Origin of the sequence: Rhizobium sp. L51/94 (assembly GCF_019355555.1) — a bacterium.
Lineage (GTDB): Bacteria > Pseudomonadota > Alphaproteobacteria > Rhizobiales > Rhizobiaceae > Rhizobium > Rhizobium rhododendri.
On the sequence record NZ_CP072145.1, the window covers coordinates 129,260 to 155,264 of the forward strand.

At 57.5% G+C, this 26,005-nt stretch carries 20 protein-coding genes and 2 pseudogenes; 13 read left to right on the forward strand and 9 right to left on the reverse strand.

Translation table 11 applies throughout. The annotated features are described in order from the left end of the window. Nucleotides 1–411 precede the first annotated feature (411 nt). The 4 genes and pseudogenes from traA (at nt 412) to J5274_RS27995 (ending at nt 5,610) form a co-directional block, all read left to right on the forward strand. Nucleotides 412–4,062, forward strand: a pseudogene (gene traA, locus J5274_RS27980) (Ti-type conjugative transfer relaxase TraA). A gap of 8 nt (nt 4,063–4,070) precedes the next feature. Next, nucleotides 4,071–4,814 carry a DUF6118 family protein gene (locus tag J5274_RS27985; RefSeq protein WP_219276347.1) on the forward strand — a complete coding sequence of 248 codons (744 nt, stop codon included), beginning with the start codon at nt 4,071–4,073 and terminating at the stop codon, nt 4,812–4,814. 38 nt (nt 4,815–4,852) lie between these two features. Then, on the forward strand, nt 4,853–5,140 hold the full coding sequence (locus J5274_RS27990) for an integration host factor subunit beta (RefSeq protein ID WP_219276349.1): 288 nt from the start codon (nt 4,853–4,855) through the stop codon (nt 5,138–5,140). Nucleotides 5,141–5,364: 224 nt separating this feature from the next. Continuing rightward, on the forward strand, nt 5,365–5,610 hold the full coding sequence (locus tag J5274_RS27995; RefSeq protein ID WP_142832635.1) for a DUF6429 family protein: 246 nt from the start codon (nt 5,365–5,367) through the stop codon (nt 5,608–5,610). Here J5274_RS27995 and J5274_RS28000 read toward each other — a convergent pair. The 7 genes from J5274_RS28000 to J5274_RS28030 all read right to left on the reverse strand — a co-directional run bounded on the left by J5274_RS28000 (nt 5,579) and on the right by J5274_RS28030 (nt 11,628). Beyond that, nucleotides 5,579–7,261, reverse strand: a complete 1,683-nt coding sequence (locus J5274_RS28000; RefSeq protein WP_219275753.1) for an IS66 family transposase — start codon at nt 7,259–7,261, stop codon at nt 5,579–5,581. The genes J5274_RS27995 and J5274_RS28000 overlap by 32 nt on opposite strands. Before the next feature lie 47 nt (nt 7,262–7,308). Beyond that, nucleotides 7,309–7,659 (reverse strand): IS66 family insertion sequence element accessory protein TnpB, encoded by a 351-nt coding sequence (gene tnpB, locus J5274_RS28005; RefSeq protein ID WP_143122947.1) that lies wholly within the window; start codon nt 7,657–7,659, stop codon nt 7,309–7,311. Beyond that, on the reverse strand, nt 7,656–8,087 hold the full coding sequence (locus J5274_RS28010) for a transposase (RefSeq protein WP_142832636.1): 432 nt from the start codon (nt 8,085–8,087) through the stop codon (nt 7,656–7,658). Before J5274_RS28010 ends, tnpB begins: the two co-directional genes overlap by 4 nt. Nucleotides 8,088–8,512: 425 nt before the next feature. Continuing rightward, nucleotides 8,513–9,043 carry a GNAT family N-acetyltransferase gene (locus J5274_RS28015; protein ID WP_219276375.1) on the reverse strand — a complete coding sequence of 177 codons (531 nt, stop codon included), beginning with the start codon at nt 9,041–9,043 and terminating at the stop codon, nt 8,513–8,515. 55 nt (nt 9,044–9,098) lie between these two features. After that, on the reverse strand, nt 9,099–10,337 hold the full coding sequence (locus J5274_RS28020) for a cytochrome P450 (RefSeq protein ID WP_219276351.1): 1,239 nt from the start codon (nt 10,335–10,337) through the stop codon (nt 9,099–9,101). A 238-nt stretch (nt 10,338–10,575) separates the two neighbouring features. Next, nucleotides 10,576–11,013, reverse strand: a complete 438-nt coding sequence (locus J5274_RS28025; RefSeq protein ID WP_219276108.1) for a VirK family protein — start codon at nt 11,011–11,013, stop codon at nt 10,576–10,578. A gap of 102 nt (nt 11,014–11,115) precedes the next feature. Then, on the reverse strand, nt 11,116–11,628 hold the full coding sequence (locus J5274_RS28030) for a GNAT family N-acetyltransferase (RefSeq protein ID WP_224130313.1): 513 nt from the start codon (nt 11,626–11,628) through the stop codon (nt 11,116–11,118). Between the two features lie 1,780 nt (nt 11,629–13,408). Here J5274_RS28030 and J5274_RS28035 point away from each other — a divergent pair. From J5274_RS28035 to J5274_RS28065, 7 genes and pseudogenes are all read left to right on the forward strand, one after another. Then, nucleotides 13,409–15,499, forward strand: coding sequence for a peptidase domain-containing ABC transporter (locus J5274_RS28035; protein WP_219276110.1), 2,091 nt, complete (start codon nt 13,409–13,411; stop codon nt 15,497–15,499). Continuing rightward, complete coding sequence (locus J5274_RS28040) at nt 15,496–16,731, forward strand: HlyD family secretion protein (RefSeq protein ID WP_209229499.1); 1,236 nt, start codon at nt 15,496–15,498, stop codon at nt 16,729–16,731. The genes J5274_RS28035 and J5274_RS28040 overlap by 4 nt, the downstream gene beginning before the upstream one ends. A gap of 60 nt (nt 16,732–16,791) precedes the next feature. Further along, nucleotides 16,792–17,031 carry a flagellar hook protein gene (locus tag J5274_RS28045; protein WP_219276112.1) on the forward strand — a complete coding sequence of 80 codons (240 nt, stop codon included), beginning with the start codon at nt 16,792–16,794 and terminating at the stop codon, nt 17,029–17,031. Nucleotides 17,032–17,669: 638 nt separating this feature from the next. Then, nucleotides 17,670–17,969, forward strand: coding sequence for a biotin/lipoyl-binding protein (locus J5274_RS28050; protein ID WP_224130392.1), 300 nt, complete (start codon nt 17,670–17,672; stop codon nt 17,967–17,969). Between the two features lie 27 nt (nt 17,970–17,996). After that, nucleotides 17,997–19,217 (forward strand): annotated as a pseudogene (locus tag J5274_RS28055) (IS701 family transposase); the annotation flags it as partial. A gap of 233 nt (nt 19,218–19,450) precedes the next feature. Further along, nucleotides 19,451–20,182 (forward strand): HlyD family secretion protein, encoded by a 732-nt coding sequence (locus J5274_RS28060; RefSeq protein ID WP_219276114.1) that lies wholly within the window; start codon nt 19,451–19,453, stop codon nt 20,180–20,182. Nucleotides 20,183–20,274: 92 nt separating this feature from the next. Then, complete coding sequence (locus J5274_RS28065; RefSeq protein WP_257625768.1) at nt 20,275–21,741, forward strand: DHA2 family efflux MFS transporter permease subunit; 1,467 nt, start codon at nt 20,275–20,277, stop codon at nt 21,739–21,741. Nucleotides 21,742–22,158: 417 nt separating this feature from the next. On the opposite strand, the gene J5274_RS29225 is transcribed toward J5274_RS28065, so the two are convergent. Together J5274_RS29225 and J5274_RS29230 are read right to left on the reverse strand one after the other, a co-directional pair. Further along, nucleotides 22,159–22,740: an MFS transporter gene (locus J5274_RS29225; protein WP_224130286.1), complete on the reverse strand. Its 582-nt coding sequence runs from the start codon at nt 22,738–22,740 to the stop codon at nt 22,159–22,161. Then, a complete protein-coding gene (locus tag J5274_RS29230) occupies nt 22,725–23,252 on the reverse strand; it encodes an MFS transporter (protein WP_224130284.1) in 528 nt (175 codons plus the stop codon). The genes J5274_RS29225 and J5274_RS29230 overlap by 16 nt, the downstream gene beginning before the upstream one ends. 428 nt (nt 23,253–23,680) lie before the next feature. Between J5274_RS29230 and J5274_RS28075 the strand changes: the two genes are divergently transcribed. Next, on the forward strand, nt 23,681–24,058 hold the full coding sequence (locus J5274_RS28075) for a hypothetical protein (protein WP_219276118.1): 378 nt from the start codon (nt 23,681–23,683) through the stop codon (nt 24,056–24,058). Nucleotides 24,059–24,287: 229 nt separating this feature from the next. Then, a complete protein-coding gene (locus J5274_RS28080) occupies nt 24,288–25,721 on the forward strand; it encodes an MATE family efflux transporter (RefSeq protein WP_224130282.1) in 1,434 nt (477 codons plus the stop codon). The last annotated feature ends 284 nt before the right edge of the window (nt 25,722–26,005 follow it).

Here is a 26,005-nt window from a genome sequence, read left to right on the forward strand (position 1 = left end):
CCTCAGCCAACATCTGGTCTTCGGTATAATCGCGGCGACCGTGCCTGCGATGCATTTGGACGTGAACAGTTTGTCGCTTGCCGGCATCTCGATCAACAAATCGTTCTTCAGCAGCACGTTATCGCTCATGTCACGGCTCCTCGAGAAGGACCGCGATATCGAATTTCGACGGCAAGAATAAGAAAAAAGCCTTGGCGCCTCAAGCGAAAATGCCATCGACAATATTGAAAATCGTGCCGATTTGTAGTTTTTTGGAGGCTCAATCGCATCGCTCAGACGTCCATCACAGACGCCACACCGTGGCCGATTGAGCAGAGCGATTGAGGTTACAAGGGCGCATATACGGGTTGTTGCACAACCCAGCGCCGCTGATGCGGAAGAGGAAACACGAGACAGAAAAGGCAATCGCGCTTGGCCATTTTCTACGCTCAGATGACACCGGTGTCTCGCTCGTCCGGTCGCAGCGCAGTTGCGGCGATCGCCTATCGCGCCGCGGAGAAACTTACCAACGAGCGTGACGGGCTGACGCATGACTATCGCAACAAGCAGGGCGTAGAACATTCCGAGATCGTGCTGCCGGAAGGCGTCGATGCGGACTGGGCGAGGGACCGGTCGCTCTTGTGGAATGCAGTTGAGAAGCGCGAGGTTCGCAAAGATGCCCGTGTGGCCCGGGAATTCGTACTGGCGCTGCCGCATGAACTGTCTGCGGAACAACGCCTGGAGCTAACGCGGGAGTTTGCGAAAGGACTGGCAGATCGCTATGGCGCAGCCGTCGATTTTTTCCATTCACCAGCCGCACAAGATGGGTGACGTTCGAAACCATCATGCGCATGTGATGATGACGACGCGACAGGTGAGCCGTGATGGGCTCGGCGACAAGACCTACATGGAACTTGCCAACAAGGAGTTGTTGCCGCGCGACCTGCCGACAACGCAGATGCAACTGGTCGATATCCGCCGGTCGTGGGAGCAGATGGCGAACCGCGAACTTGCGCGGGCGGGCCTGAATATCCGCATCGATCATCGCTCCCACTCCGAGCGGGGATTGGAAATCGAGCCGACCGAGCATAGGGCGTCAGGGCGACGAACGTCATGCGGCGGGGCGGGGAGGTCGATCGGACCCGGATCGATGCGGAGGCAGCCAAGCGCAACGCGGATCTGATCCGGGAAAGGCCGGAACAGGTTCTGACGCTCATCACCAATGAGAAGAGCGTGTTCGACCGGCATAATATTGCCCGCACTTTGCATCGTTACATCAACGATGATCCCCAGGTGTTTCAGAACGCCTTTGCGTCAGTGATGGCGTCGTCTTCGCTGGTCGAGTTACAGGCCGAGCGCATGGACCTGGCGACAGGAGAGGTTGAGCTTGCGCGCTATTCGACCCGTGAAATGGTCGATCTGGAAAAGGGCCTTGCTCACTCCGCCGAGCGACTTCATCGGGCTGAGGGTCATGGTGTCGATCGTCGACATGTCGAACGGGCAATCGGGCGCCAGGATGATGCGATACGGGCGAGTGTCTTCAGCGATATGGCGGGGACAATGGAGCGCGGTGAACTCGACGCGGGCGAGCGCGCTCGGCGTCTTGAGACGGCACGCCTTTCGGATGAGCAGCGGGCGGCAATCGAGCATATCACCGGGCCTGAGCGGATCGCGGCCGTCGTCGGTTACGCCGGGGCCGGCAAGAGCACGATGCTGGCAGCGGCGCGTGAGGCATGGGAGCGACAAGGCTACACGGTCCACGGCGCGGCCTTGTCGGGCAAGGCGGCTGAAGGGCTGGAGGAGTCCTCAGGCATCGCCAGCCGCACGCTGGCTTCATGGGAATATAACTGGCAGGCCGGTCACCGGACGCTTGGCCGAGGTGACGTCTTCGTCATCGACGAGGCCGGCATGATTGGCAGCCGGCAGCTTGCCCGCTTCGTCGGCGATCATGAGCAGCTCCAGGCGATCGGGGCAGGGGCTCCGTTCCGGGCGATCGCCGAACAGATCGGCCATGCCGAGCTTTCGGAAATCCGGCGTCAGCGTGTGGATTGGCAGCGCGAGGCCTCCGTTGCCTGTGCCAGTCATCGGACGGTGGACGGCGTAGCTGCCTATCGGGACAACGGCAACGTTTCGTTCAGCGAGACGCGCGAGGCGGCACGCGCCGAGATCGTTCGCGACTATCTTGCCGACCGGGAGCAGCGGCCGGATGGCAGCCGTGTGGCGATGGCGCATCGCCGTGCCGATGTTCGCGCCATCAACGACGCAATCCGAAGCGAGCTGCAGGCGCGCGGCGCGCTTCCCAAGGTTCGCGACGGTGGCGATCTTCTGGAGAGAGAGGGTTCCGCCCAGGAGCAGGAGCGGCCGAAGGCCTTCACCTATCAGACCAATGATGGCCGCCGCGATTTTGCCGAGGGAGACCGGCTGGTCTTCCTGGAGAACGATCGCGATCTCGGTGTGAAGAATGGCATGCTGGGGACAGTCAAGGCCGTCGAGCCCGACGCACTGCATGTGGAGATCGACGGCAGTGTACTGTCGCCAGGGGATGGAGTTGGCCTGGTGAGGATAGACACAAATTCTTATCAAGGTTTTGATCATGGCTATGCGACGACGATCCACAAGAACCAGGGTGCGACAGTGGACCGGGCATTCGTCATGGCGTCCGCGACAATGGACCGGCATCTGACCTACGTCGCCATGACCCGCCATCGCGACGAGGTGCAGCTCTATGGGAGCCAAGACGAGTTCAATCGCAATGGAGGTCGTCTGGTCGCGCATGGCGTTGCTCCCTTCGAACACAAGGCCGGTAACCGCGACAGCTATTTCGTGACGCTGGAAAACGATCGAGGCGAGAAGCACACGACGTGGGGCGTCGATCTCGGTCGGGCAATGGCTGAGGCGAAGCCGGAGATCGGAGACAGGATCGGGCTCGAGCATCGCGGATCGCAGACAGTGCACCTTCCAAACGGCACGACGGCCGAGCGCAATTCGTGGAAAGTCGCTGGCGCCGGCGAACTTGCCTATAGACAGATGGAAAGCCGGCTCAGCCGCTCCGGCGTCAAGGAAACCACGCTCGACTATACCAGGGACTTTGCCGAGCGCCGTGGCGTCGCGCAGCATTTTGGCATCAGAAGCGAGATTGATCTTGCTCCTGCCCCAAAGCTTGTCCAAGAACTGGTTTCCCGTGCGGACCATCCGGCACGGGAGGTTCAGGACCGGTCGGCACTGCGTGCCTCTGATGAGGTGCGACCCCCAATGCAGGCCGGTCCTGAACGCGATCCCGCTCGGGCTGTTTCCGACCACCAGCAGGCTCCGCGTCGCAGCGCATTTGCTGGCTTGAAGCTCGGGCACAGGGGAGCGTCGCAACCCCAGCCATCCCAAGATCGTCCCAAAACGGCGGAGGAGCGCCCTCCGCAGGCGGCAACCCCGAAGCGCAGCATCTTTGCCGGCTTGAAGCTGAATGCCGCCTCCAGGGAGCGTGAGCCGCCGGACAGGCCAGATATTCCACGATCGCCTGAGGCATGGCGGCGGCCGTCGCAGTTCGAGCAGGCGGTCGACCGGTATGCCCGCGCCTTCACCGCTGCAGCGAGGATGCAGGATCAGGGATTGCCCATTCTTGCGAGCCAGAAATTGGGACTGCATGAAGCCGGCCGGCAGATGGAGCGGGCGCAGCCTGGATCACCGGCACTCATGGCCTCAGCCGCCCGATATGATCCGGATATCTTGAAAGCTATGCGAGCATATACCGGCCGCGAGCGCGTCAGTCATTTGATCGCTGGCATGGAGAAGGAAAAGGCTTTGCAGGCCGATCCGAACGTTCGGGCCGACCGGCTGATCAATCGCTGGCAGGAACTACAGACGGAGCGCCAGGGCCTTCGCGGCTGGACCTATGATGAGGCCCGCGGCAAGGTTGAGGGGCAAATGCGCCAGGTATCTGCTCAGATCGAAAAGGATCCACAGGTGGAGGCTATCGTGCGCAGCCGCGCCCAGGAGCTCGGCATCGGCAATATCCGCCAGGAACAGACTATCGCCCGCGAGATGGACCGACAGATTTCCCGCGGGCGTAGCCAAGGGCTTGAACGATAGGAGTGCCTATGACTGACAGCACCGACGATCAGGAGCGGGGGATGCCCTCCGAAATCGATGAGGCGACCGAAGCCTTCGAGGCCTTGCGCCGGACCGTGGAGAAGCTCGCCCGCGATCTCGGTGGCGAAATGGTGGTCATTCGCAAGGGCGTGGAGGCCGCCTTCGAACGGTTCGAGACGTTCCAGCAGCCGACCGACCACAGCGTGGATATCGGCCAGATCGCCGAGAGCCTGGTGCTGATCGGCAAGCACCTGACGGTGATCCAAAAGTCTCCGGCCCTGAAGAACGGCCCCGAGCATTATGCCCGTGTGATCGAAATCGCCGCCGATCGCATTTCGGCAAACGCCGTTCGGACACTTGAGAACCGGGAGCGCGGTCTGCACCGGGTAGAGGCCGACATCAGAGACGTCGTCAGCGGTGTTCGCGACCGGCGGCAGCAAGATCGCTGGCTCCTCGTTGCCGCGGCCGTCGGCATGGTCATGGGTGGCGTCTTCCTGGCGCTTGGGCCGCGCCTGCTACCGGGATCAATCGACAAGGCGATTGCCGCCACGGTCATGAATGCCGATCGCTGGGATGCGGGGATCGCCCTAATGCAGTCGGCAAGCCCCGAGGGATGGCGTGGTATTGCCGATGCCAGTGCTCTCGTGCGTGCCAATCAGCAGGCGCTCACGACCTGTGCTGAAGTGGCCGCAAAGGCCAAAAGCGAGCAGCGTTGCGTAATCACGGTTGCCGTGCCAGCTTCCGACAAGTAACCAGCATTCGTTCAGCCACGAGGTTTTATAGGCAAACGATGACAAGATCGGAACTCGTCCAAATTGTCGCGCGGCGTAATCCCCACCTCTATCACAGAGACGTCGAGCGGATCGTCGACATCATTCTCGAGGGAATTACCGAGGCCCTGGAAAAGGGCAACCGGGTCGAGCTTCGTGGGTTCGGGAGCTTCTCCGTGCGACACCGCCCGCCGAGATCCGGGCACAACCCGAGAAACGGGGAAACCGTCTTTGTCGATGACAAATGGGTGCCATTTTTCAAGGCCGGAAAGGAAATACAAGAGCGTTTGAATTCCGAGAAGACTTGAGCTGTTTTTGGTCACCAAGACCGCAATGATGTAGCCAAGTTGGCTTAGCATTGGCGCAAGACAGGGTCTACATGGGGACTGGGTCGAAACTTGCCCAGGTTTTGGATGCGCCTTATGTTGGCTGATTGTCCAGCGTTCATTCTTACAACCAACTAGCCAGCCCGAGTGTATCCATCCGAGGTGAACCGCAGGATTTTTGCTTTTGCGCGTGGTAAATTGGCGGGATGGAGATCGACGAAGGCAAAATCGACGATGCTGTGCTGGCGCTGCTATGGCTGACGCTTCACAACGAGCGTTGCGCCTGGAAGGGTTTTGACTGGGCTACGACGGATCGGTTGCATCAGAAAGGCTTGATTGGCGATCCGGTGAACAAGTCGAAGTCGCTGGTGCTGACGGATGAGGGTCTACGCCGATCGGAAGAGCTTTTCCGGCAGTTATTTACGCAGCAACCGCAATCTCCGCCGCCTTGATCCTCTTCCATTCCCATGGCAACAATTCGTGCAGGTGGGAGACGGGCAGATCGGCGATGCGAGCCAGCACGTCCGCCAGCCAGGCCTTCGGATCGATATCGTTGAGACGGGCCGTGGTGATAAGGGTCAGCATGATGGCAGCCCGGTCTGCGCCGCGATCGGACCCGGCGAAGTTCCAGTTTTTCCTTCCGCAAGCCACGCCGCGCAGAGCTCTTTCCGCCGCGTTGTTCGTCATGCAGATCCTGCCGTCATCGGCGTATCTGGCAAAGTCCTGCCAGCGCGACAGCATGTAGTTGATCGGCTCAAGCACCGGTGAGGATCGCGACAAACCTTCGCGCTCCTGCCGCAACCAGGTCTCCAGCTCTTCGAGCAGCGGTTTGCTCATTTCCTGGCGCACGGCAAGTCGCTCACCGGCGCTCTGGCCGTTAATGTCGCGCTCGATGTCAAACAGCGCATCGATACGCTTGACCGCCTCCAACGCCGTCGCAGAGACAGGCTTTGCCCCTTTGCCCCGCCGGGCACTTCGCGAGACATCTGCCAACTCGAAGAACTTTCGGCGCGCGTGGGCAAAACAGAAGGCCGGCGTCACCGGGATCTGTTTCTTGGTCCGATCGAAGAGCGGCCTCTCGGCACATGCAAGCATGCGCCTGCCGGCTGAGAGATTGAAGCCATTGTAGCAATCAGCCTGCAGGATACCGGTGAACTCGGCCAGGTGTCCTTGCGGATGCTCACCCCGCCTATCACTGGAGGCGTAGAAGACGGCCGCCGGCGGTGATAGCCCACCAAACGGCCTGTCGTCGCAAACGTAGGTCCATATGCGCCCCGTCGTGCACTGGCCCTTGGCGAGGATCGGGATGGTGGTGTCGTCGCCGTGCAACCGCTCGGCCGCAAACACATGGGTCTCAATGAGATCGAACAGCGGTGTGACTGCGGCGCTGACGTAGCCAACCTGGTCGGCAAGCGTCTGGGTGGACAGATCGATCCCTTCACTGCGAAAGCGACGGCTCTGGCGGTTGAGCGGCTGATGCTCAGAGAATTTGTCGAAGACGATGGTGGCGAGTAGCTTGGGGCCGAGAAAGCCACGTGGCGTTGCATGGAAGGGTGCGGGCGATTGGCTGATGCAGCCGCAGTCCCGGCACGTGAACTTCTCCCGCACGGTCTCAACGACCTTGAAGCGGCGCGGGATCTCCTCCAGCGTCTCGGTGGTGTCCTCACCGAGCTTCGACAGGCGTTCGCTGCCGCAGTGATCGCAGGCACTGGGCGCGTCGATGACGACGCGCTCGCGCTCGATAGTCTCTGGCCAAGGCTTGCGCACTGGCCGCTTGCGGGTGAAGGCACGCACGACTTGGGTTTTGGCGGCAGACACTTGTGAAGCGAGCTCGTCCTCGGTGGCATCGGCAACCAGCTCCTCGAGCTGCAATTCCATCTGGTCGATCAGCCGCTGGGTGCGCTCCCGGCTTGGACCATGTTTGTCGCGTTCCAGCTTGGCGATCAGCAATTGCAGATGGGCGTTGAGCGCCTCGATGCTGGAAAGTTTTGCCTTGGCGCTGGTGGCTTCCGCCTCGGCCCGCAACCGTGCCTCGCGTTCTATCAGCAGCGCGGCGTGGGCGCTGGCAAGATCGTCAGGAAAGGAAAGCGGTGGTAACGACATGCCAGAATAAGAGCATATTTCTTCAACAAATTCAATGATGAAGAAACTCAAACGCGTGTTGGACGCCAAGTTTCCTGAGGAGCTCGCCAGTCAATTCCAGAGAGCAAATAGGAAAGCTGCGCCGGTGTGATCGCCACCGCGCCACCCTGCACATTCGGCCAGATAAACCGGCCGCGTTCTAATTTTTTCGTGAACAGGCATGCGCCCTGGCCATCATGCCAGATCAACTTTATCAGGTCACCGCGGCGGCCCCTGAAGCAGAACAAATGACCGCCCAGCGGATCATGCTTTAAAACTTCCTGCACCCGAAGGGCCAAGGATGGAAAGCCACACCGCATGTCGGTATGTCCGGTCGACAGCCACACCTTGATCTCCGCCCCCATCGGAAACGGATTCATCGCAATGTCTCCAAACCACGCATGATCCGTAGCAAAACGTCCACATCGATATCCTGGCCCATGATCACACGCCGGCCGTTCGCACTCACCACCTCTATGCGACCCCGGTCGGTGATGGGAGACGGCACCGCGACAGTTTCCGCAGGAGGCGTGCTCGCAAAAACAGGCTCGGCAGCAACGACAATCGCCGGAACAAACTCGTTCGTCGAGCGGTGGACAAGGCGTCCTTCCCGCACGGCCCTGCGCCAGGCATTCAACTGCCAACGCGTGATCCCGTGACGCTGCGCCGTGACTGTTACCTGCCGCGGGCCAGCATAACTCTCAGCCACGATCGCCAGCTTCGCTTCATCCGTGAAACGCCGCCGACGCCCGCTATCGACAATCTCCATCCGGCTGAAACGCCCCGAGTGATCGCTTGTGATGTCCATGAAAGCACCGTCTATATTGCCGTCTATATAGACAGAGCATCCACACGATCACTCAAATCCGCAATCCGGTTCAGCTCGGATGCGTACGCCCGAGAAGAGCGTGCCCGATTAGAATTCTTCAAGGCGCGACCGTATCCTTCAGTACTTATAAGCAGTCTGCTGCGGTCAGTAGAACGAACCCCGCCGCGCCGGTGAGGTCTTGATCAAGCTCGCAATTATATACAATCCGCCAGGTAGTCTGTGGCCTGCGCCGACGCGATTGCAGGCGTCAAAACATTACCTGTCGAACGCTTGGCTGAGATCGACTCATGTGAGGACCTTCGAATACCCCCGGTGGATCGTGCGCTTAATTTTAGATTCGTCGATCCAATTCGGACGACGGCAAGGGCTTCAAGGGTCGCCCAAAGGGCTCAGTTGAATGGACCTCAGCGCAGTCGGGCCATTAGATATGCATCTACATATTCGCCGTCACGGTACGCGTTCTGTCGTAATATTCCCTCACGAATAAAACCAGATTTCTCGTAAAGCCGGATGGCAGGGCTGTTATCTACGAACACATCAAGTTCGATACGCCGGATGTCATGCCACCTGTCGGCCGTCTCAATCAACGTGCTGAGGAGCTTCGCTCCGACACCTTTACCGACAAAATCGTCATGAACGCCAACAGCCAAAGTCGCACTATGAAGCTGACGGCCGGTTTTGCGGTGTAGCCCGGCATTGCCGATGACCTTGCCATGCCATTCAGCACATATAGATATATCTGTAGGGGACATAGCTTCGATATATTTTCGAGTTCTGTCAGCGTTATGGAACGGTTGGCGTAAAGTCCCATAACGAAACCCGGGCAGGTTAAGAATTTCCGTAATTCCTTCGGCATCTTGCGTGCGAGTACCACGGATTAAAACATCCTGCACGTTGAACTCTGGGGATGGTGCCGCGCAGTCAGTGGGCCGCATTGTCGTTTCCTTTTCAAAGGTGGCAGGTGTCATTTTGCTGATCATTTGGTCGATGCTATCGAGCTCGATTGGCGTCCCAAGTCACCGGAAAGTTTTGAACTGTTCGGATGCCCGAAAAGCCGGTGACTTTCGGAAAGGTCCCCGCCGCTCTGATGGTCGGGAACCTCTCTGCTAGGACGGTCAATGCCTCTTCCAGCTCAGCTTTCGCCAGTGCTTCGCCCAGACAACGGTGCGCTCCAGCGCCAAATACCGGATGCCATTTCAATTGCTCTCTTGTAATATCCAGCCGATCAGGGTCGTTGTAGAGATGCTCGTCTCGGAGGGCGGACATGGTCACAAGGGAGCAGGCTTTATTGGCAGGGAGGAGCATCCCGTCCAACTCGATATCGGTTGTGGTAGAGCGCGGAACCGAGCCTATCGCAGGCTCATAACGAAGGCATTCCAGGACGGCCTTTGGAACCAGGTCGTGATTGTCTAAAACTGCATTCCATTGCTCAGGATGCTGGAGAAGCACTGCCAGCTGAATGACGATGGCAGATCGCGTCGTGTCGCTGCCACCGACAATCAAAGTCATGATTTGGGTAATCACTTCCTCGGCGGACAAGGATCCGTCGCTTTCCACATCGGAGAGAAGTTTGCTCACGAAGTCATTGTTTTTCTCGTAGCTGCGCTTTGCCACGACGTCAGCAACATATGATCTCAGCTCGCCGGCTGCTCGTTGAAGCTGCGGTACATCTTGCGCACGCCAAGATCCGCCCAGGAGCGGACTGAAGCGGTATACGATCTCTGTAAATCTATTCACATCGTCCTGGGGGAGGCCCAAGATCGACGCAATGATCCTGGCCGGAATAAGAGCGGCAAAGTCCTCAAGCAAGTCCATGCCACCATCGGGCGCTGCGGTATCGGCGATCTGCGCAACAGTCTCTCTAATGAGAGGTCGCAACGCATCAATCATCTTGAAGGCGAATGTCCTGGTCAGGGGAGATCGTCTGCGCAAATGGACATCGCCATTCGACGTCAGCATCCCGTTTCGCACGAATTCCCAGATCGGCCCATTCTCAACACCGCGCAGGGTGACCAATTCTGTTTCTACCTGACGTGTCTTAGCATCGCTGCACAGGCTGAGAACATCGTTGGCACGCAAGATGAGATATACCCCCGCTTCCGACAAGATGAACGGAATCTCCTTTCGGTAGTGCCGGTAGACGCGATGAGGGTCGGCGCTCAGGGTTGAAATGGGTAGCACCGGAACTCGAAAGTTCGTAGACCGCTCCGCGGAGTTGTCTAGGGTCATTCATCAATATCCTTTAATTCGGCTCATCCGCCGCCTAAATTTCCGGCCAGCTGCCGAAACACAACCGACGCGTCAGGCAGGGCGGTAGAGTTCTTTAGCGGCGACAGCAGGCATGCATTGTGTGCTGGTAACAGTGGTGGAAGATCCACGTTGACTCATGTGCGCAACGGAATTGGCGAGAATTTCCCCGCGTCGTTAGGTGTGCCTGTCACACCATCAACATCTACGTGCAGCCACATTAGCGCGCTGGGAAGAAACTTAATCCACGGTCCATCGCACAGTTGAATTCGAGTGTCTTACCCTTTTGTTCGTACGCGGGCAGGCTGAACACAGTCATAGAAAATTGAGCGCTGTTATCTGGGTGGACTTTGTATCGTAAAAACTGAACGATCGGCTTTCCATCGAGATCGATGGTCATATGCTCGTCAGCAAAGGCAAGCGTCCCATCGTCCGTCAATCTGAATGCGTTAATCCGTAGTCCACCGCGTGTTTTGCTCGGCTTTGCATCGTTTGGTACCGCGCTGCAGAGACTGAGATCAACGGTGACGGCGACCGACTGCCCCTTGCCAAGCATACGGATTACAGCTGGCAGGGCGAGGGGGCCCTGGCGATGCTCGGTTGCACTCGCGGCGGCGGGTAGCAATGCCGCGAGAAGAATAGTGAAGACGCGCTTCATGCAGTACTCCTTGGAACTCTCGGCGCATGGCTCGATAAGCGCCGTCAAATTGATTGGCATCGCGTAACTTGACGCAGCGTAATTGCGTTGCGAGGGAAGCCGTTACCCTAAATCACCGATGGAGCGTATCATTTGGACTTCTTCAACCGGCTTACCATTCTCGATAATTCCGCCAGGCACGACGCAGAGATCAGAGAAAAGCTGACTACGATAGAATGCAATTGCAGATACATTTTCGCCGCTGACGCATAGCTCCAGTTTCGAAATACTCTCGTCTTTTGCGAATGAAATGACATGGTTCAGCAAAGCCGAAGCCGTCCCAGTTCGCCGAAAGTCGGCGTGGACGTAAGCCATTACGATAATAGCCCGGTGCTTCAGTTTTGCTGGATGCCTGCGAATAAGCCCCATCAATCCCACAGGGATACCACTATGGAAAGCGCCGAAGACTGGATCAGTTAGCCGCCTATTCCATTCATCCTCGGAAAGGGAATCCCAGTCATCGAGGATGCTGGCGTAGGACGATGGTGTGGACCTTAAGGCCTCGAGCCATATCTGTTTGAAGATAGAGCCTTCGCCGGGCACAATCCGTCTGTATGAAATTTCTTGTGTGTTCAAGATATGCTCCTTTTCCCGGTTTTGTTGCCAACACGACAGACTGACCCAGCAAACGTCCGTTTTAAGCGCTGCATGCGCCAGAGTTTAGGTCATCCTGTCCACACCAGCACCGGAAGTATCAGACAGAGCGGCGGGGATTCCGCTCTGTTAAAAAATGATTTGGCCCTAAAGTACTAGGCCAACGTCAGCGTCTGGGACGGAAGGCAGGTTGATGATCAAATGACATTCCCGCTCACTAGCCCGTCTTCAGCGCTATCTTTACAGGGCTGTCCATCAAGAAATCCGAGATCTCGCTTCCGCTCACCGGGAAGCAACTTGTAGCACTTGATCTCAATGCTGTTTAGACCCCGAGCCTGAGTGGAGTCGTCTTAAGCAATTGGCTAATAAGCCCCCATGCTGTCGCATATTACACCCATGCAATTGTATCGTGTTGCCACCTACCAAACCTGATCACGAATTCGTGAATTGGCAAATGAAGATTTTATGAAGACCTATGTGATTGTTTTCGTTAAATACTTCAGTATGACACCTGGACTTGTCTCGCGGAAGGCTGCTTTGTTTTGGTAAGCTAATCATGAGCGCACAGTGCTTCGCCATCTCTAAGCGAGGTCCGGCAAACCCATACTGTCGGCGTGTCATTGGCATTTGTGTGCTCCAATCCGACGTTATCAAAGTGTGGACAGCTCGGCCGCGAGCGACGCTTAAGAACTACAGGTGTTATTGGCCAACTCCGTCTTATGGGCACGGAAACTTCGTTTCGTTGGAACCTCAAAGGACACCAGGTAGGGTCCCCGAGATACATGCCTGATCTCTAGGTTGCAGTGCGTGATGTTTTGTTGCGAAATGTCAACGTGGGCACTGGATTCAGCATCGTCCCAGAAAGGCCAACGTGAAAGTTGGATGCGGTCCGATGAGAAAGTGATCTCGTTGGGATGGTCAGTGGTTGGGCTTATGCTGCATATTTGTGGTGAGCTGCGCACCAAAAAACCACCATCATAAAAGTGTACTGTTCCAGAGATCATGCGGAAGCACTTTCATCATAACGGAGATCGACAGCTGCCTCACTCTCGGAAATCACCTATTCCATCCGCAATCCTGGTGCGGATCGGTGTTTCAGCGCGCTATGCACGAGACGAGACTTCAAAGGAATGTTCGAAGAGCTCGGCTTCGAGATCAATCATAGCACGATCAAACGGGGATCGAGCAGTGACACGACGATCGGGAAATGTCCTTGCCTGAAGGTCTGCGGAGGTGGCGTAGCTTCGAAGGCGATTGGTCTCCCCGGCCTGGTGTCCGATTGACAGATCCGGTTCGGCGAGCGCACTGGCCGCCCCTGCAAGCCAGATATCATCCCGATTGTGGCAGCAAAGTGGGTCGCCGCAACATCTCTCAATATAACCAGACCCAACTCAATAATGAGGCATGCCATACCTTTGGACACGGCAGCTTAATTGCCACGCACGAATTACGAGTGCCGGGAATAAAGCGCCGACAACGATCCAAGGGAGCTTTGTCGTATGTCTTACATCACTCATCTTCACGAAACCCGGGACCAATCAGTGCCCTCGATCCGATGCGAGTTCTGAACTGAATGTAGCGGTCCAACTCTCCCGAACTTTACCGCCGCCTGTTGCATACTAATCGACGGCCCTGTCGTGACGGGAGCACCGTCGGTTGGACGAGCGTTGGAAATCGCGTCCAGTTCTCATCTTTCACCATCCTAAAGCGAGATAGTCAGTTGTTTCTCACGGCCCTCCATAAACGCTACGGGATTGAGCCGTTGCTACAATCCGAAGCCGCTGAATGCGGGCTAGCGTGTCTGGTGATGGTGGCCGGCTTTCACGGTCATCGGGTGACTTTGTCAGAACTTCGTCGCCGCCACGCCGCATCCGCAAACGGTACGACGCTAAAAACGCTTATTGCCGTCGCTGACGACCTCGGTCTGACCAGTCGGCCGCTGAAGCTGGAAATGGCAGATGTCGGCAAGCTGAAGACGCCCTGCATCTTGCACTGGGATATGTCGCACTACGTCGTGCTGACGCATGCTTCCGGCCGGTGGGTGGACTTGCACGATCCGGCCAGCGGCCAGCGGCGGCTCTCGCTCAACGAGGCATCGAAACATTTTACCGGGATAGCGCTGGAACTGACACCGGCGACCACCTTCCGAAAACGCAAGGTGGTCGAGCGGGTGCGCCTGGCCGACCTGTGGTCCAGGAGCGCCGGCTTCATTCCGAGCCTGCTGCAGATCCTGGCGCTCTCCGCCCTGTTGCAATTCTTTGTTCTGCTGTCGCCGCTCGTCAACCAGATGATTGTCGATGAGGCAATCTCAAAGGGTGATTTCAGTCTCCTGAACGTCATAGTCATCGGCGCGGCATTGCTGCTGTTGGTTCAGAGCGCCACGACCTTGTTGCGCGGATACGTGCAGATGCATTTCAGCACGCTTCTTACCTTTCAGATGCGCGGCAATCTGTTGCGTCATGCCATGCGCCTGCCTGTCCCGTGGTTTGAAAAACGGCGTCTCGGCGATATCCTATCGCGTTTTAATTCCCTTCAGCCGGTTCAGGATCTGCTGACAGGTGGCTTTGTGTCCGGCGCGCTGGACGGGTTAATGGCGATCATCACGCTGGTCGTGATGGTGATCTACGCGCCCTATCTGGCAAGCATTGTGCTGGGCTCGCTGGCGCTGGTCATTTGCATACGCTTGGGGACTTTTCCGTGGCTTCGCAGCCTGACCAACGAGGGTATCCAGTACCAGGCCAAGGTGGATGGTATCCTGCTTGAAACGATCCGTGGTGCGCGGGCATTCAAGCTGTTCGGACGTGAACTGGAACGCCACGGTGTCTGGCAAAATGCCTATGCCGACAGCATCAACAACAATGTACGCGTCCAGAAAATCAGTCTTAAGGGTTCGGCAGGCTTATCCTTCCTGACGGGCGCCGAGATGCTCCTCGTCTTCTATTTCGGAGCCGGCAGCATCATCCGCGGAGAGATGACGCTCGGCATGTTGCTGGCTTTCCTTTCCTATCGGAGCCAGTTCAGCACGGCGGCGTTTTCACTCATCGACCAGTATTTCGAATTTCGCATGATCGGCCTTCATCTAGAGCGCCTGGCCGATGTCGTGCATCAGGATCCAGAGCCCGCCCTCAATGCCGCAGCCCGGGGGGATCGTCCACTTGCCGGATCACTTCTCGTACGCAACCTCTCCTTTCGCTATGCCGAACGGGAGGCATGGGTTCTGAAGGATGTATCCCTCTCCATAGAGGCGGGGCAGTCCGTCGTCTTTGTGGGCCCTTCTGGCGGCGGCAAGTCTACCCTCTTGAAGTTGTTGATGGGCCTCTATCCGCCGGGTGAGGGCGAGGTGTTTGTGGACGGCCTCCCGCTCGGGGTCTTCGGGATGCGGGCGTACCGAGCCAAGGTCGGTGTGGTGATGCAGGACGACCAGCTTTTTGCGGGGACGATTGCCGACAATATCGCTTTTTTCGATCCTGAGATCGATATCGCTCGGGTCGAGGAGGTTGTCCGGCTTGTTGGCCTTCACGACGAAATCATGCGTATGCCAATGGGCTACATGACCTTGGTGGGCGACCTCGGATCTACGCTGTCAGGTGGGCAGCAGCAGCGAGCTCTCCTGGCGCGTGCGCTGTACCGCAAGCCGTCCATATTGTTTCTCGACGAAGGGACGGCCAATCTGGATGTCCTGTCGGAGCGCCGCCTCATGCAATCGCTGAGCAAGCTCGGAATCACCCAAGTGATGGTCGCCCATCGCCCCGGAGCCATCGAAGGTGCTGCCCGCGCCTTCGCAGTGGAAAACGGCAATATACGCGAGCTAAAGCGCGATGTGCCGGCCCACCCTCTGCAGGTGGTGCCATGAGTACACTGTTCCGCAGCGAAGCCACTGAACATCGTCGCCGCATTGGCGGGGAGGTGATGATCGCACAACCGGTAAGCCATGGGGTGATGACCACCGTCCTCGGCTGCCTCGTGGTGGTCGGTGCAGCCTATCTCATGACCGGTACCTATGCGCGCAAGGAGACGGTGCAGGGCTACATAGCCCCGACTGGTGGCCTGGCACAGATTTACGCCGCCAAGGGCGGTACGGTTACCCGCGTCCTTGTCCATGAGGGAGACCTGGTCACCCAGGGCCAGCCGATGGTGGAACTGTCGCTGGAGACGACCGGCGCAGACGGCACGGTCGGTGAAAAACTACGGATTGAGACGCAAGCCCGTATCCAGTCCATCGATACACAGATCAAGGCATCCAACGCCCGCTTTGACCAGGAGGAGCGACGCCTGTCTTCCCGTGTCGAAGGGCTGGGCAGCGAACTGGCGAGCCAGGAGCAACGTCTGGAGTCGGAACGCCGGCTACAAGCCCTGCAAACAGACGATACCGGCCACTACGCCAAGCTCCAGGTTAACGGTGGCGGGACGCGTTTTGAACTATCGCGCCGCCAGCAGCAGATCTTTGCCCAAGAGAGCGTCATCCACGAACTCGAGCGGCAGAAGGAACAGCGGCAAGGCGATCTTGTCGATGCCCGCTCGCAATTGGCCAGCCTGCCGGCGGACAGGGACGACAAGCTCGCTCAGCTACAAGGTCTTCGCAGCGAGCTCGAGCAATCTCTTGCGCAACTGCAGGTCAACCGCGCCTATGTGGTCGTCGCGCCGGTGGCCGGCCGGGTTGCGGCGCTACAGGCTCAGCCGGGGCAGACTGCCATCGCGCAATCGCCTCTTGCGGCCCTGGTGCCTGGTGGCAGCAACCTGGAAGCCAATCTGCTGGTTCCGCCGCGCGCTGCTGGCCTTATCCAGCCAGGGCAAGAGGTACGGCTGAAGGTCGATGCCTTTCCATATCAGCGTTTCGGGATGCTTTTGGGCCATGTCGTTCAGGTCTCCCGCGCAACCTATCGCGAGGGTGAGCTTCTGGCTCCCATCGCCCTCACAGCTCCCGTCTACCGGGTCACAGTCAGCCTCGAGCGCACCAGCATCGCCGCGTATGGCGAAGAGCGTCCGCTGACCCCCGGTATGACCCTAATCGGCGATATCGTGACAGATCGCCGACACTTCACCGACTGGATAATGGACCCTCTGATGGCCATAGGCAGCCGGTGATGACTGACGGAGGGGAAGGCCAGGCAGGCCACCCCCCACCCAACCTGAAAGGAGACTACCATGAACAACATCATCGAACTCGACATCGCCCAGCTGGATCTCGTGAGCGGCGGCGCCTCTTCGGTCGCTTCCACGGTCACCATCGGTGCTGATGGTGCTGTCAGCGGCAGCTACACCTTCGGTTCGAAGTCGGGCACGTTTTCGGCATCGCTGCCGGCTGAAGTCGTACAGAAGGCTGGAACGTTCTCGTTCAGCAACGCGTCTGGCGGCTTCAACTTCAATAACTCGTTTGCTAGCTAACCGTCTCTGATAGCAATAATTCCGGCAGCCGGTTCCCGGCTGCCGGTCCATCCTGGCTCGGTCGGGCTGTTGCCACCCGCAAGCAGGCTCACATGGGTTTGACAAAAAGCCTCATATAGCTTTAGTCCGGGTCGTAGCGACTGACTTCGAGGCCGCTCGACGCGCCTGGCGGCATGCTTGCCGTGACGGGCCACGCCCAAAACTTCTCGCAGTGAAATCGCCCTAAGCAAACCTCCAGTCTGGAGCAGAGACTATGATCCATTGCCTTCTGGTAAGCCGAAAAGCCCAATTTAGTGGGGCGCCGTCCTACCGTTATGGTCACCTTTAAGCTGAAGGAATTGCTTGCGGCAAATATCAACGTGAATGCCGAAAGCCTAGATCTGTCGTACCAACAAGGGCACCCGAACGCTACGCGCACCGTCGAGCAAGCAGCAGCAATTGCAAATTGTCGGGGTCTTTCGCTCTTGAGCGATAGAGAAACTGGTGAGTTTCACAACCACCGAACGAGACTTCACACCGAGATTAAATAGAATGAATAGTACCCAATGCGACGGAGTGATCTGGTGCTAGCACAGGTGAATGCGACGCGGGCTGAAAAGTTAGACGACGCTTCTTGCGAACCGCCCGGAGAAGTTTTCGTGCCGTCCAAAAACCCCGAACAGAAGCGTCGCATCAAACGCATCCTTCTGACCGTCGCCATTTTGGCAATGATCGCCGGTGGAATATGGTTCTTACGCTATTGGACGGTCGGCCGCTTCCTGCAGTCCACGAATGACGCGTTCCTTCAGGCCGACCAGACGACAGTGTCGCCAAAGGTCCAGGGATATGTCGAACAGGTGTATGTCGTCGCCAACCAGAAGGTCGCGGTCGGAGATAGGCTTTTGAAGATCGAGCCTAGCACTACTTTGGCAGATTGGGGCAAGGCTGGTTTGAGATGATTGTGCTCTCTTCGTTGGGAGCGCGATATGGCAGATTGGGATACGGAGCTTTCAGCATTTTTGCAGCCATTTCTGGACAAGCTCGAACACAAGAAGCGACGACAGATGTGCCCGCTTTACGTCTCTGGGCTCATTGGACCGGGTGACCGCAAGAGTATCGAGCCGATGGCGGAACGGTTTGCTCCAGGCCAGTACGACCGCCTGCACCATTTCATTTCCGATGGCCTTTGGGATGCTGTTCCTCTTGAGACTGAGCTTGCGCGACAGGCAGACAGGATCGTTGGCGCGTTAGATGCGTTTCTGGTGATCGATGATACCGGCCTTCCCAAGAAAGGCGACCACTCAGTCGGCGTCGCGCCGCAATACGCTTCGATGCTGGGCAAGAGGGCAAATTGCCAGACGCTGGTGTCGGTGACGCTTGCCCGAGACGAGGTTCCTGTTCCGGTTGGCTTGCGTCTGTTCCTGCCCGAGGGCTGGACCAGTGACGAGGATCGAATGGCAAAAGCTGGCGTTCCCGAGCCGATACGCAAACCGCGCACCAAGCCGGAGATCGCTCTTAACGAGATCGATCGGTTGATCGTGGCTGGTGTCCGGTTTGGCACAGTGCTGGCTGATGCAGGCTACGGCCTGTCGGCTACGTTCCGAAAGGGGCTGAGTGAACGTGGCCTCACCTGGGCGGTCGGTATCCCCAAGCATCAGAAGGTTTATCCCGATGATGTCGGATTGATCTTTCCCATCTCCGGTCATGGTCGCCCACGCAAGCATCCGATCCCCGACATTCTGTCGGTTGCCTCGGAGACGATCCTGACGCATGCAAGCTGGAAGAAGGTCAGTTGGCGGCGTGGCACAAAGGGCCGCCTGACGGCACGCTTTGCAGCATTGCGCGTCCGGATCGCCGACGGCACGCCGCAACGCATTCTTGATAAGGGACAGCAACACATGCCGGGCGAGGAAGCCTGGTTGGTTGGCGAATGGCGATCAAACGACGAGCGTAAATACTACCTGTCCAACTTGCCGGCTAACGCCACGTTGAAAGCGCTGGCCGCCGCCATCAAGGCGAGATGGGTTTGCGAGCAAGCGCATCAGCAGATGAAAGAGGAACTCGGCCTCGACCACTTCGAAGGCCGATCATGGCAAGGGCTACATCGGCACGCTCTGATGACGATGATCGCCTACGCCTTCCTCCAGCACCAGAGATTGCAGACTGCAAAGCGGGAAAAAAAAGAAGCGACAAGCACGCAAGGGGCCGCCTGAACCCACCCTGCCTGCTATCCGTCGAGCCGTCATCAGCGCACTCGCCACGCCCATGACCACAATCCGATGTCCCCACTGCAAAGCGCACATTCGAACCGCAGAACCAGTTCTGCCAAAGTAGTGCTAGAAACTATGAGGCTAAAGTCGCGCAAGCACAAGCTGGCGTCGAGTCTTCGAAAGCGGACCTCGCCAGCGCGCAGGCCGAAGCGAAGCGGCAGATATCGTCTGTGGGACAGGCTGAGGCGCAACTCTTGTCAGCCAGGACGCAGGCGCAGTTCGCCCAGAGCCAGGTCGACCGCTATCAGTCGCTTGGCCGCGCCGGCGCGACGTCCAACGAACAGATCGCAACCTACACAAGCCAACGCGACCAGCAGGCCGCGCAGGTCAAGGTGTCCGAAGCGTCTCTGGCGTCTGCAAAGGAGGCCATCAATACCACTGAGGCCGCCGTCAGACAGGCGGAGGCGGCTGTACGGCAATCCGAAGCGCAGCTCGCAACGGCCCAGCTTGATCTCGACGCCACCGAGATCACCGCGCCGATCGCGGGCGTCGTCGGCGACAAGTCGGTAGCCGTCGGGCAATATGTCTCCGATGGTACGCGACTGATGAAGCTCGTCCCGGTCAAAGACATCTACCTCGTTGCCAACTTCAAGGAGACGCAGGTTGAATTGATGCGTGTCGGACAGCCTGCGAGAATCAGTGTGGACGCCATCAGCTCCGGAACCCTCGAAGGCGAAGTCGAGAGCTTCTCCCCCGGAACAGGCGCACAATTCGCGCTGATCCCGACCGAGAACGCCACAGGGAATTTCACAAAGATCGTTCAACGCATACCCGTACGCATCAAAATTGAAGCCAATGCGAACCCGCATATTGTGTTAGTCCCGGGTCTATCTGTCAGCGTCGAGGTGGATACCCACGGCATCACCGATGGCAAAGACAATGCAGTGGAGCTTAGCCAATGAGGTCCACGAAATTGGAGGGGGGAAACAACTCGCCAAAAAAGGCGGACGCTGCGGCATGGACGGCGGTAACCGCGGGTATCGTTGGCGCCCTTATGGCGACGCTGGACGTTTCGATTACCAACTCTGCGCTGCCACAGATACAAGGGGAAATCGGAACTAGCGGATCGGAAGGCACATGGATCGTCACTGCCTATCTTGTCGCGGAGATTGTCATGATCCCGCTTTCGGGCTGGTTTACCAACCTTCTCGGCCTCCGCAGGTTTCTGCTTGTAATGACCTCACTATTCATCTGCTTTTCCATGGTCTGCGGTCTCTCGACCTCGCTTGGCATGATGGTGGCAGGACGCGTGGGGCAGGGGTTCACCGGAGGCGCGATGATACCTACAGCGATGACCATTATCGCCCAGCGGCTTCCCGCCAACCAGCAGTCTATCGGCGTTGCCCTGTTCGCAATTACCGCGATCATGGGACCGATTGCCGGACCTGTTCTTGGCGGATGGCTTACGGAAAACGCCAGCTGGCACTATGCGTTCTTCCTTAACCTCCCCGTAGGCGTCGGCCTGATTATGCTTCTGACCCTTGGATTGCCGTCTTCAAGGACCAATCTCGAATTGCTTCTTGAAGCGGACTGGCTGGGGATCGTAGGGTTGTCGATGTTTCTAGGGTGCCTGACGGTAGTTCTTGAGGACGGACAGAGAGAAAGCTGGTTCGAGTCGTCGTTGATTGTCCTCCTGACTGGCGTCGCGCTGGGAGGTTTTTGTATGCTTGTCTTGGGCCAGCTTACTGCCGATAGGCCTGTAATCCGCCTGAGCATCCTGTTTCAAAGATCGTTTGGAAGTGTCGTCCTCATGGCGGTCGTCACGGGGGCATCGCTCTATGGAATAACCTATCTCATCCCTCAATTCCTTGCCCGTATTAGTGGATACAACGCGCTTCAATCGGGAATGGTCGTTCTTATCAGCGGCCTGCCAATGCTGGCGATCATTCCGTTCTTCCCGCTTCTGATCAGAACCCTTGACCTCAGGATCGCAATCGCATTCGGGCTGGTCTGCTATTCGGTCAGCTGTTACCTGGACACGAGCCTCACCGCAGCTACCAATGGCGGAGACTTCGGTTTCTCGCAGCTACTGCGAGGGCTCGGGCAGACGTTCACCCTTGTCTTCCTGAACCAGGCGATGACGAGCTCCGTACCTCGCGAGCAGGCGCAGGACGCAGCCGGAATCTACACTGCTGCCCGTAACCTAGGCGGGTCTATCGGACTGGCCGTGATAGGACTCATGCTCGACCGTCAGACTTCGGTTCATACGCAACGTCTAATGGAGAGGGTCACCGCCAATTCAGTTATTGCTCAGGAACGCATCCACCAGTCCGGCAGCGATCCGCAGTCTGTTCAGCTCGCCATTGTGAACATCTTTCAGGTTATTAAGCGTGAGGCCGCCGTCATGGCATTCAACGACATGTTCTATTTTTTTGCCATCGCCCTTCTGGTCATTTTCCCCCTAGTGTTTATCCTAAGACCAATTCAGCGCGGACCCGCCGTGGCGATGCCTCAGCATTGAATTTATGGCCTCAGCACTGGGAGATGAAAGGGACATGATGAAATCCGCGCTGATAACGGCAAGGCGGCCGAGAATGCCCAAGCCTCGCCGCGCTCAAGAGGGCGTGTCCTACGTCGATCTCAATGCGATTGTCCGCGAGGAAGCATTAAATAGACTTCTGACGGATTACCGACGCTATCGTTGTCCAAGGTCCGTTCTCGCTTAAGCAAGGGGCTCGGAACCTTCATGGATGGCCGCGAGGTTCGCCCGTTTCATGGTGCGACGACAGAGTAGCTAAACAACGGGGTGCCTGGGCCTCGCGTTGAAGCGATGACGGCACAATATGCGTCTGTACCCCGGTGAATGACTGATGTGTATTTAGAAAAAAAAGGCCGCGAAACATGTGTTTCGCGGCCTTTTTTGATGCGATCGTTTGGATCAGATCTCTTCGTTGCCTGACAGCATGATGCAGACAAGCGTGATGAAGGCGGCGATTGCCATGTAGTAGCCGACATAGGCAAGGCCGTAGTTGCTGGCGAGCCAGGTGGCCATAAAGGGTGCCAGCGACGCGCCGAAGATGCCGGCAAAGTTGAAGGTGATGGAGGCGCCGGTATAGCGCACGGCGACCGGGAACGGAGCTGCCAGTGCAGTTCCAATTGGGCCGTAGGTCATCCCCGCCAATGCCATGCTGACAGCGGCAAAGATATAGATCTCGGTGAGGCCACCGGTGAGCAGGGTCTGCAGGAAGAACGAGAAGACACCGATCGCGACCGTCGTGGCAACGAGGACGGTGCGGCGGCCAAAGCGGTCCGATAGCTTGCCGGCAATCGGGCAGAAGATGCCGAAGAACACCGAGGCCACGATCTGCACGAGTAGCGCGTCGAGGAAGCTGATCTTCAGGACCTTGACGTTGTAGGACAGAAGGTAGGCCGTGCCGATGTAGCAGAGCACGAAGGTTGCCAGCGCCACGAAGGTGCCGAGGACAAGGCTGCGCTTGTGGTTCTTCAGGATTTCGACCACGGGAACGGCAACACGCTCCTTGCGGGCACGCCGATCGAGGCGTAGGAGGGCAGGAAGCCGATCAGTAACGTCGAGATGCCCATGGTCATCAGGGCTGCGACAAGCGTCACCTTGCGGCCGCTTCGGTCACCGAAATGGCCGAACACGATGGCGCCAATCGGACGGGCAAAGAAGGCGATGGAAAAAGTCGCGAATGACTGCAGGACGCCGGTGGTTGGATCGCTGGTCGGAAAGAACAGCTCGGGAAAACGAGGACGGCAGCCGTCGCGTAAACGTAAAAGTCGAAGAATTCGATGGTGGTGCCGATCAGGCTTGCCAGCAGAACGCGTGACGGCGAATTCAGGGCGGCGCTGTTTCGTGACGAGGGGGCCGGCGATAATGGCGATATCGCTTGTTAAATTTTCCCACCAATCCGGAATGGTAAGTTCAACTTCACGGGCCTTAACGCAATCCAAGGCCCCGCCAGGCTCGGAACTAAATTTTTTACATGACAATGCGATGACGCGTCTCATAATTTAGCCCGCAGCTTTTGGTCGCATACCGCCAATGCCTCAGTCGTTTTCAACGAGGAGCTATTGTTTCGACTCTGCCAACGCAGAAAAAATCTCGCGTGGCAAGCGCCGGGGAAGACGCGAGCCCGGCACAATGTCGTCCGCTCGTCTACCCCAAGCGCACCGCTTCCTTTCCAAATTCCTTGGTAGATTTCTTCTGCTTTGGCATTCCGGTTTCCCTTCAACTCAAGAAAGCTTCTCCACTTTTCTGAAGAAATTCCCGGCGCAGTTCATCCGTAAAATCGGTGCAACATTTCCCAATAACAAACGACACACCGCAACAGTAGCAAGGCGCATAATGCCGTTGTGCTTCGCATCGCGTACAAACATCGATCTAACTCAGTCGCCAAATAGGACCGGGTAGAGCGTTTTAGTCAAAGGGAAGTTTCATGACACGTTATGTCATCGCGTTCACCGCGGCCGCTGCTCTAGTCGCTATCGCCGCCGTACCAGCCTTCTCGCAGGTGGTTATCTATGATCGCCAGGCTGCAGATCCTTACTCGGTCGACGGGAACACGGAATCCAACTTTCTACGTTCGTGGAACCGCCATCATGACCATCAGAACCGCTGGTCCGGGCAACAGTCTAACTTTGGACCTGATGACGTCATCACGTTGCTTGAAGATCGCGGCTACCGAGTGAAGGATGTTCAGGATGTCGGCGAACGCTATCTGGTCAAGGCAACCCGTGGCGGCGACAACCTGCTCGTGAGTGTATCGCGGTCGGGCGATATAATGGGTGTCGTCCACGACCAGTACCAGAGATAAAAGTAATGCCGGATTTCCCACCATGAAGAGCTAACTCGCATATTGATTCCAGGCTCATAGCGTGTCAGCTCTGATTTCCGAACGGCTCAAAGCTCAGATGCGTCCTAACCTCGGAAACGTTTGGAGGACGCTGATCCGATGAGCGTGACTTGGCCTTGCATGGGCAATAAAATTAGGGCGCCATCCATTGATAGATTTAGAGTTTTGCGCGTAAGGACGAGGGAACCCGATGACACATGCAACGGACGCCATTGTCCAACCGCCACCTATGAATCCACGCATCCGGCGCATGCTCACAGATCAGATCCTGCCCATGCTTGTTCGCCTAGCCTGGCCAAACGTCCTTATCATGCTGGTACAGGCGTCGACTGGGCTCATAGAGACTTGGTGGCTATCCCATCTGGGTACCGATGTGCTCGCCGGAATGGCGCTCGTGTTCCCTGCAGTCATGCTGATGCAGATGATGTCTGCCGGTGCATTCGGCGGAGCAATTTCGTCAGGGATTGCGCGAGCGCTCGGCGGAGGTCGAAACGCGGACGCAAATCAACTTGCGACCCACGCCATCATCATCAACGTCATTCTTGGCTTCATATTTACAGCGATCATGCTGGCTTTCGGACGGCGGATTTATCGGGCGCTAGGCGGCGGTGGCAGTGAGATTGAGGCTGCTCTCATCTATTCCAATGTTGTTTTCAGCGGGATGGCATTGGTTTGGCTGATGAATGGCCTAGCTAGTATCGTGCGTGGTACGGGCAACGTGCTTGTACCGGGTATCGTCACCTGCGGCGGTGCGATTGTGCTTGTTTTTGTGTCGCCGCTCCTCATTTTTGGCTTCGGGCCGGTTCCCGCCATGGGGGTTGCCGGTGGAGGATTGGCGTTGCTGCTCTACAACTTTTGTGGCACCGCTATTCTCGGATGGTATATTTTGTCAGGCCGAAATGCCGTTGTTTTCGGACGTGATGCCTTGCGCTTTGATCACTTTCGAGACATAGCGCGGCTGGGCGCCGTTTCATCTGTCAACTCTGTGCTCACGAATGTCACGATAGGCGTGGCAACGGCGATTGTGGCTGCTCATTCAAGCGTGCAGGCAGTCGCAGGCTTCGGTACCGCTGCACGGCTTGAATACCTTCTCATGCCCGTAATATTCGGGATCGGCGCGCCGATGGTTGCCTTGATAGGGACCAATATCGGCGCCGGTCAGTGCGATCGAGCCATCAAGATTGCGTTAACGGGCGGTGCTCTATCGTTTGCAATTACGGAAACGATTGGTATCATCGCTGCGATATTTCCTCATGAATGGATTAGTCTGTTCAGCCATGCTGCCGGGGCTATCGATACAGGCGTAAGCTACCTGCAGGTGATCGGGCCCGTCTACGGGTTCTCCGGGATGGGCATGGCTCTTTACTTTGCTTCCCAAGGGGCAGGCCAACTGCGCTGGCCTATGTGTTGCGGATTGCTCCGGCTGGCTGTTGCAGGAGTTGGCGGATGGCTTGCGGTAGAGATTTCAGGCTCGCTACAAGGATTATACGCTGCCATGGCAATCGCACTTGTTGTCTATTCCACACTTTTGGCGCTGGCGATACGCTCTGGCGTTTGGTTTCACGCCTCCGCCGATGAGGGCTCAGGCTCCCTGAGGCCGCAGCCGTCCCGCGGCCAGCATTAACCAAGTTCGCCCTTCTAGGCGCACAACGAACTGCGCACCCGAGCCAAACTCTAGCCAACAAGTGCCAGCGTGGGAAAACTTTTGTAAGCGTCAATGTCACTTCTGTTACATTTCTTTGAAATGGATAGAATATTTTGGCCTGCGATACGGCTCTTTGGAGCAGGCGGCCTGCGGCACCAGAATGCACAGCGTAGGTAAATGCTGCGACGTTTTAAGATAGGGTCGCACGGGGATTAGCGATGCGATAGTGCGAGGATCCAAACTGAACCTTAAGCTACGCTCGT

Excerpts from the sequence above, each read along its gene's own strand:
- J5274_RS27985 (WP_219276347.1), top strand. The coding sequence starts at position 4,071 with ATGACTGACAGCACCGACGATCAGGAGCGGGGGATGCCCTCCGAAATC.
- J5274_RS27990 (WP_219276349.1), top strand. The coding sequence starts at position 4,853 with ATGACAAGATCGGAACTCGTCCAAATTGTCGCGCGGCGTAATCCCCAC.
- J5274_RS27995 (WP_142832635.1), top strand. The coding sequence starts at position 5,365 with ATGGAGATCGACGAAGGCAAAATCGACGATGCTGTGCTGGCGCTGCTA.
- J5274_RS28000 (WP_219275753.1), bottom strand. The coding sequence starts at position 7,261 with ATGTCGTTACCACCGCTTTCCTTTCCTGACGATCTTGCCAGCGCCCAC.
- tnpB (WP_143122947.1), bottom strand. The coding sequence starts at position 7,659 with ATGAATCCGTTTCCGATGGGGGCGGAGATCAAGGTGTGGCTGTCGACC.
- J5274_RS28010 (WP_142832636.1), bottom strand. The coding sequence starts at position 8,087 with ATGGACATCACAAGCGATCACTCGGGGCGTTTCAGCCGGATGGAGATT.
- J5274_RS28015 (WP_219276375.1), bottom strand. The coding sequence starts at position 9,043 with ATGCGGCCCACTGACTGCGCGGCACCATCCCCAGAGTTCAACGTGCAG.
- J5274_RS28020 (WP_219276351.1), bottom strand. The coding sequence starts at position 10,337 with ATGACCCTAGACAACTCCGCGGAGCGGTCTACGAACTTTCGAGTTCCG.
- J5274_RS28025 (WP_219276108.1), bottom strand. The coding sequence starts at position 11,013 with ATGAAGCGCGTCTTCACTATTCTTCTCGCGGCATTGCTACCCGCCGCC.
- J5274_RS28040 (WP_209229499.1), top strand. The coding sequence starts at position 15,496 with ATGAGTACACTGTTCCGCAGCGAAGCCACTGAACATCGTCGCCGCATT.
- J5274_RS28045 (WP_219276112.1), top strand. The coding sequence starts at position 16,792 with ATGAACAACATCATCGAACTCGACATCGCCCAGCTGGATCTCGTGAGC.
- J5274_RS28065 (WP_257625768.1), top strand. The coding sequence starts at position 20,275 with ATGGCGACGCTGGACGTTTCGATTACCAACTCTGCGCTGCCACAGATA.
- J5274_RS29230 (WP_224130284.1), bottom strand. The coding sequence starts at position 23,252 with ATGAGACGCGTCATCGCATTGTCATGTAAAAAATTTAGTTCCGAGCCT.
- J5274_RS28075 (WP_219276118.1), top strand. The coding sequence starts at position 23,681 with ATGACACGTTATGTCATCGCGTTCACCGCGGCCGCTGCTCTAGTCGCT.
- J5274_RS28080 (WP_224130282.1), top strand. The coding sequence starts at position 24,288 with ATGACACATGCAACGGACGCCATTGTCCAACCGCCACCTATGAATCCA.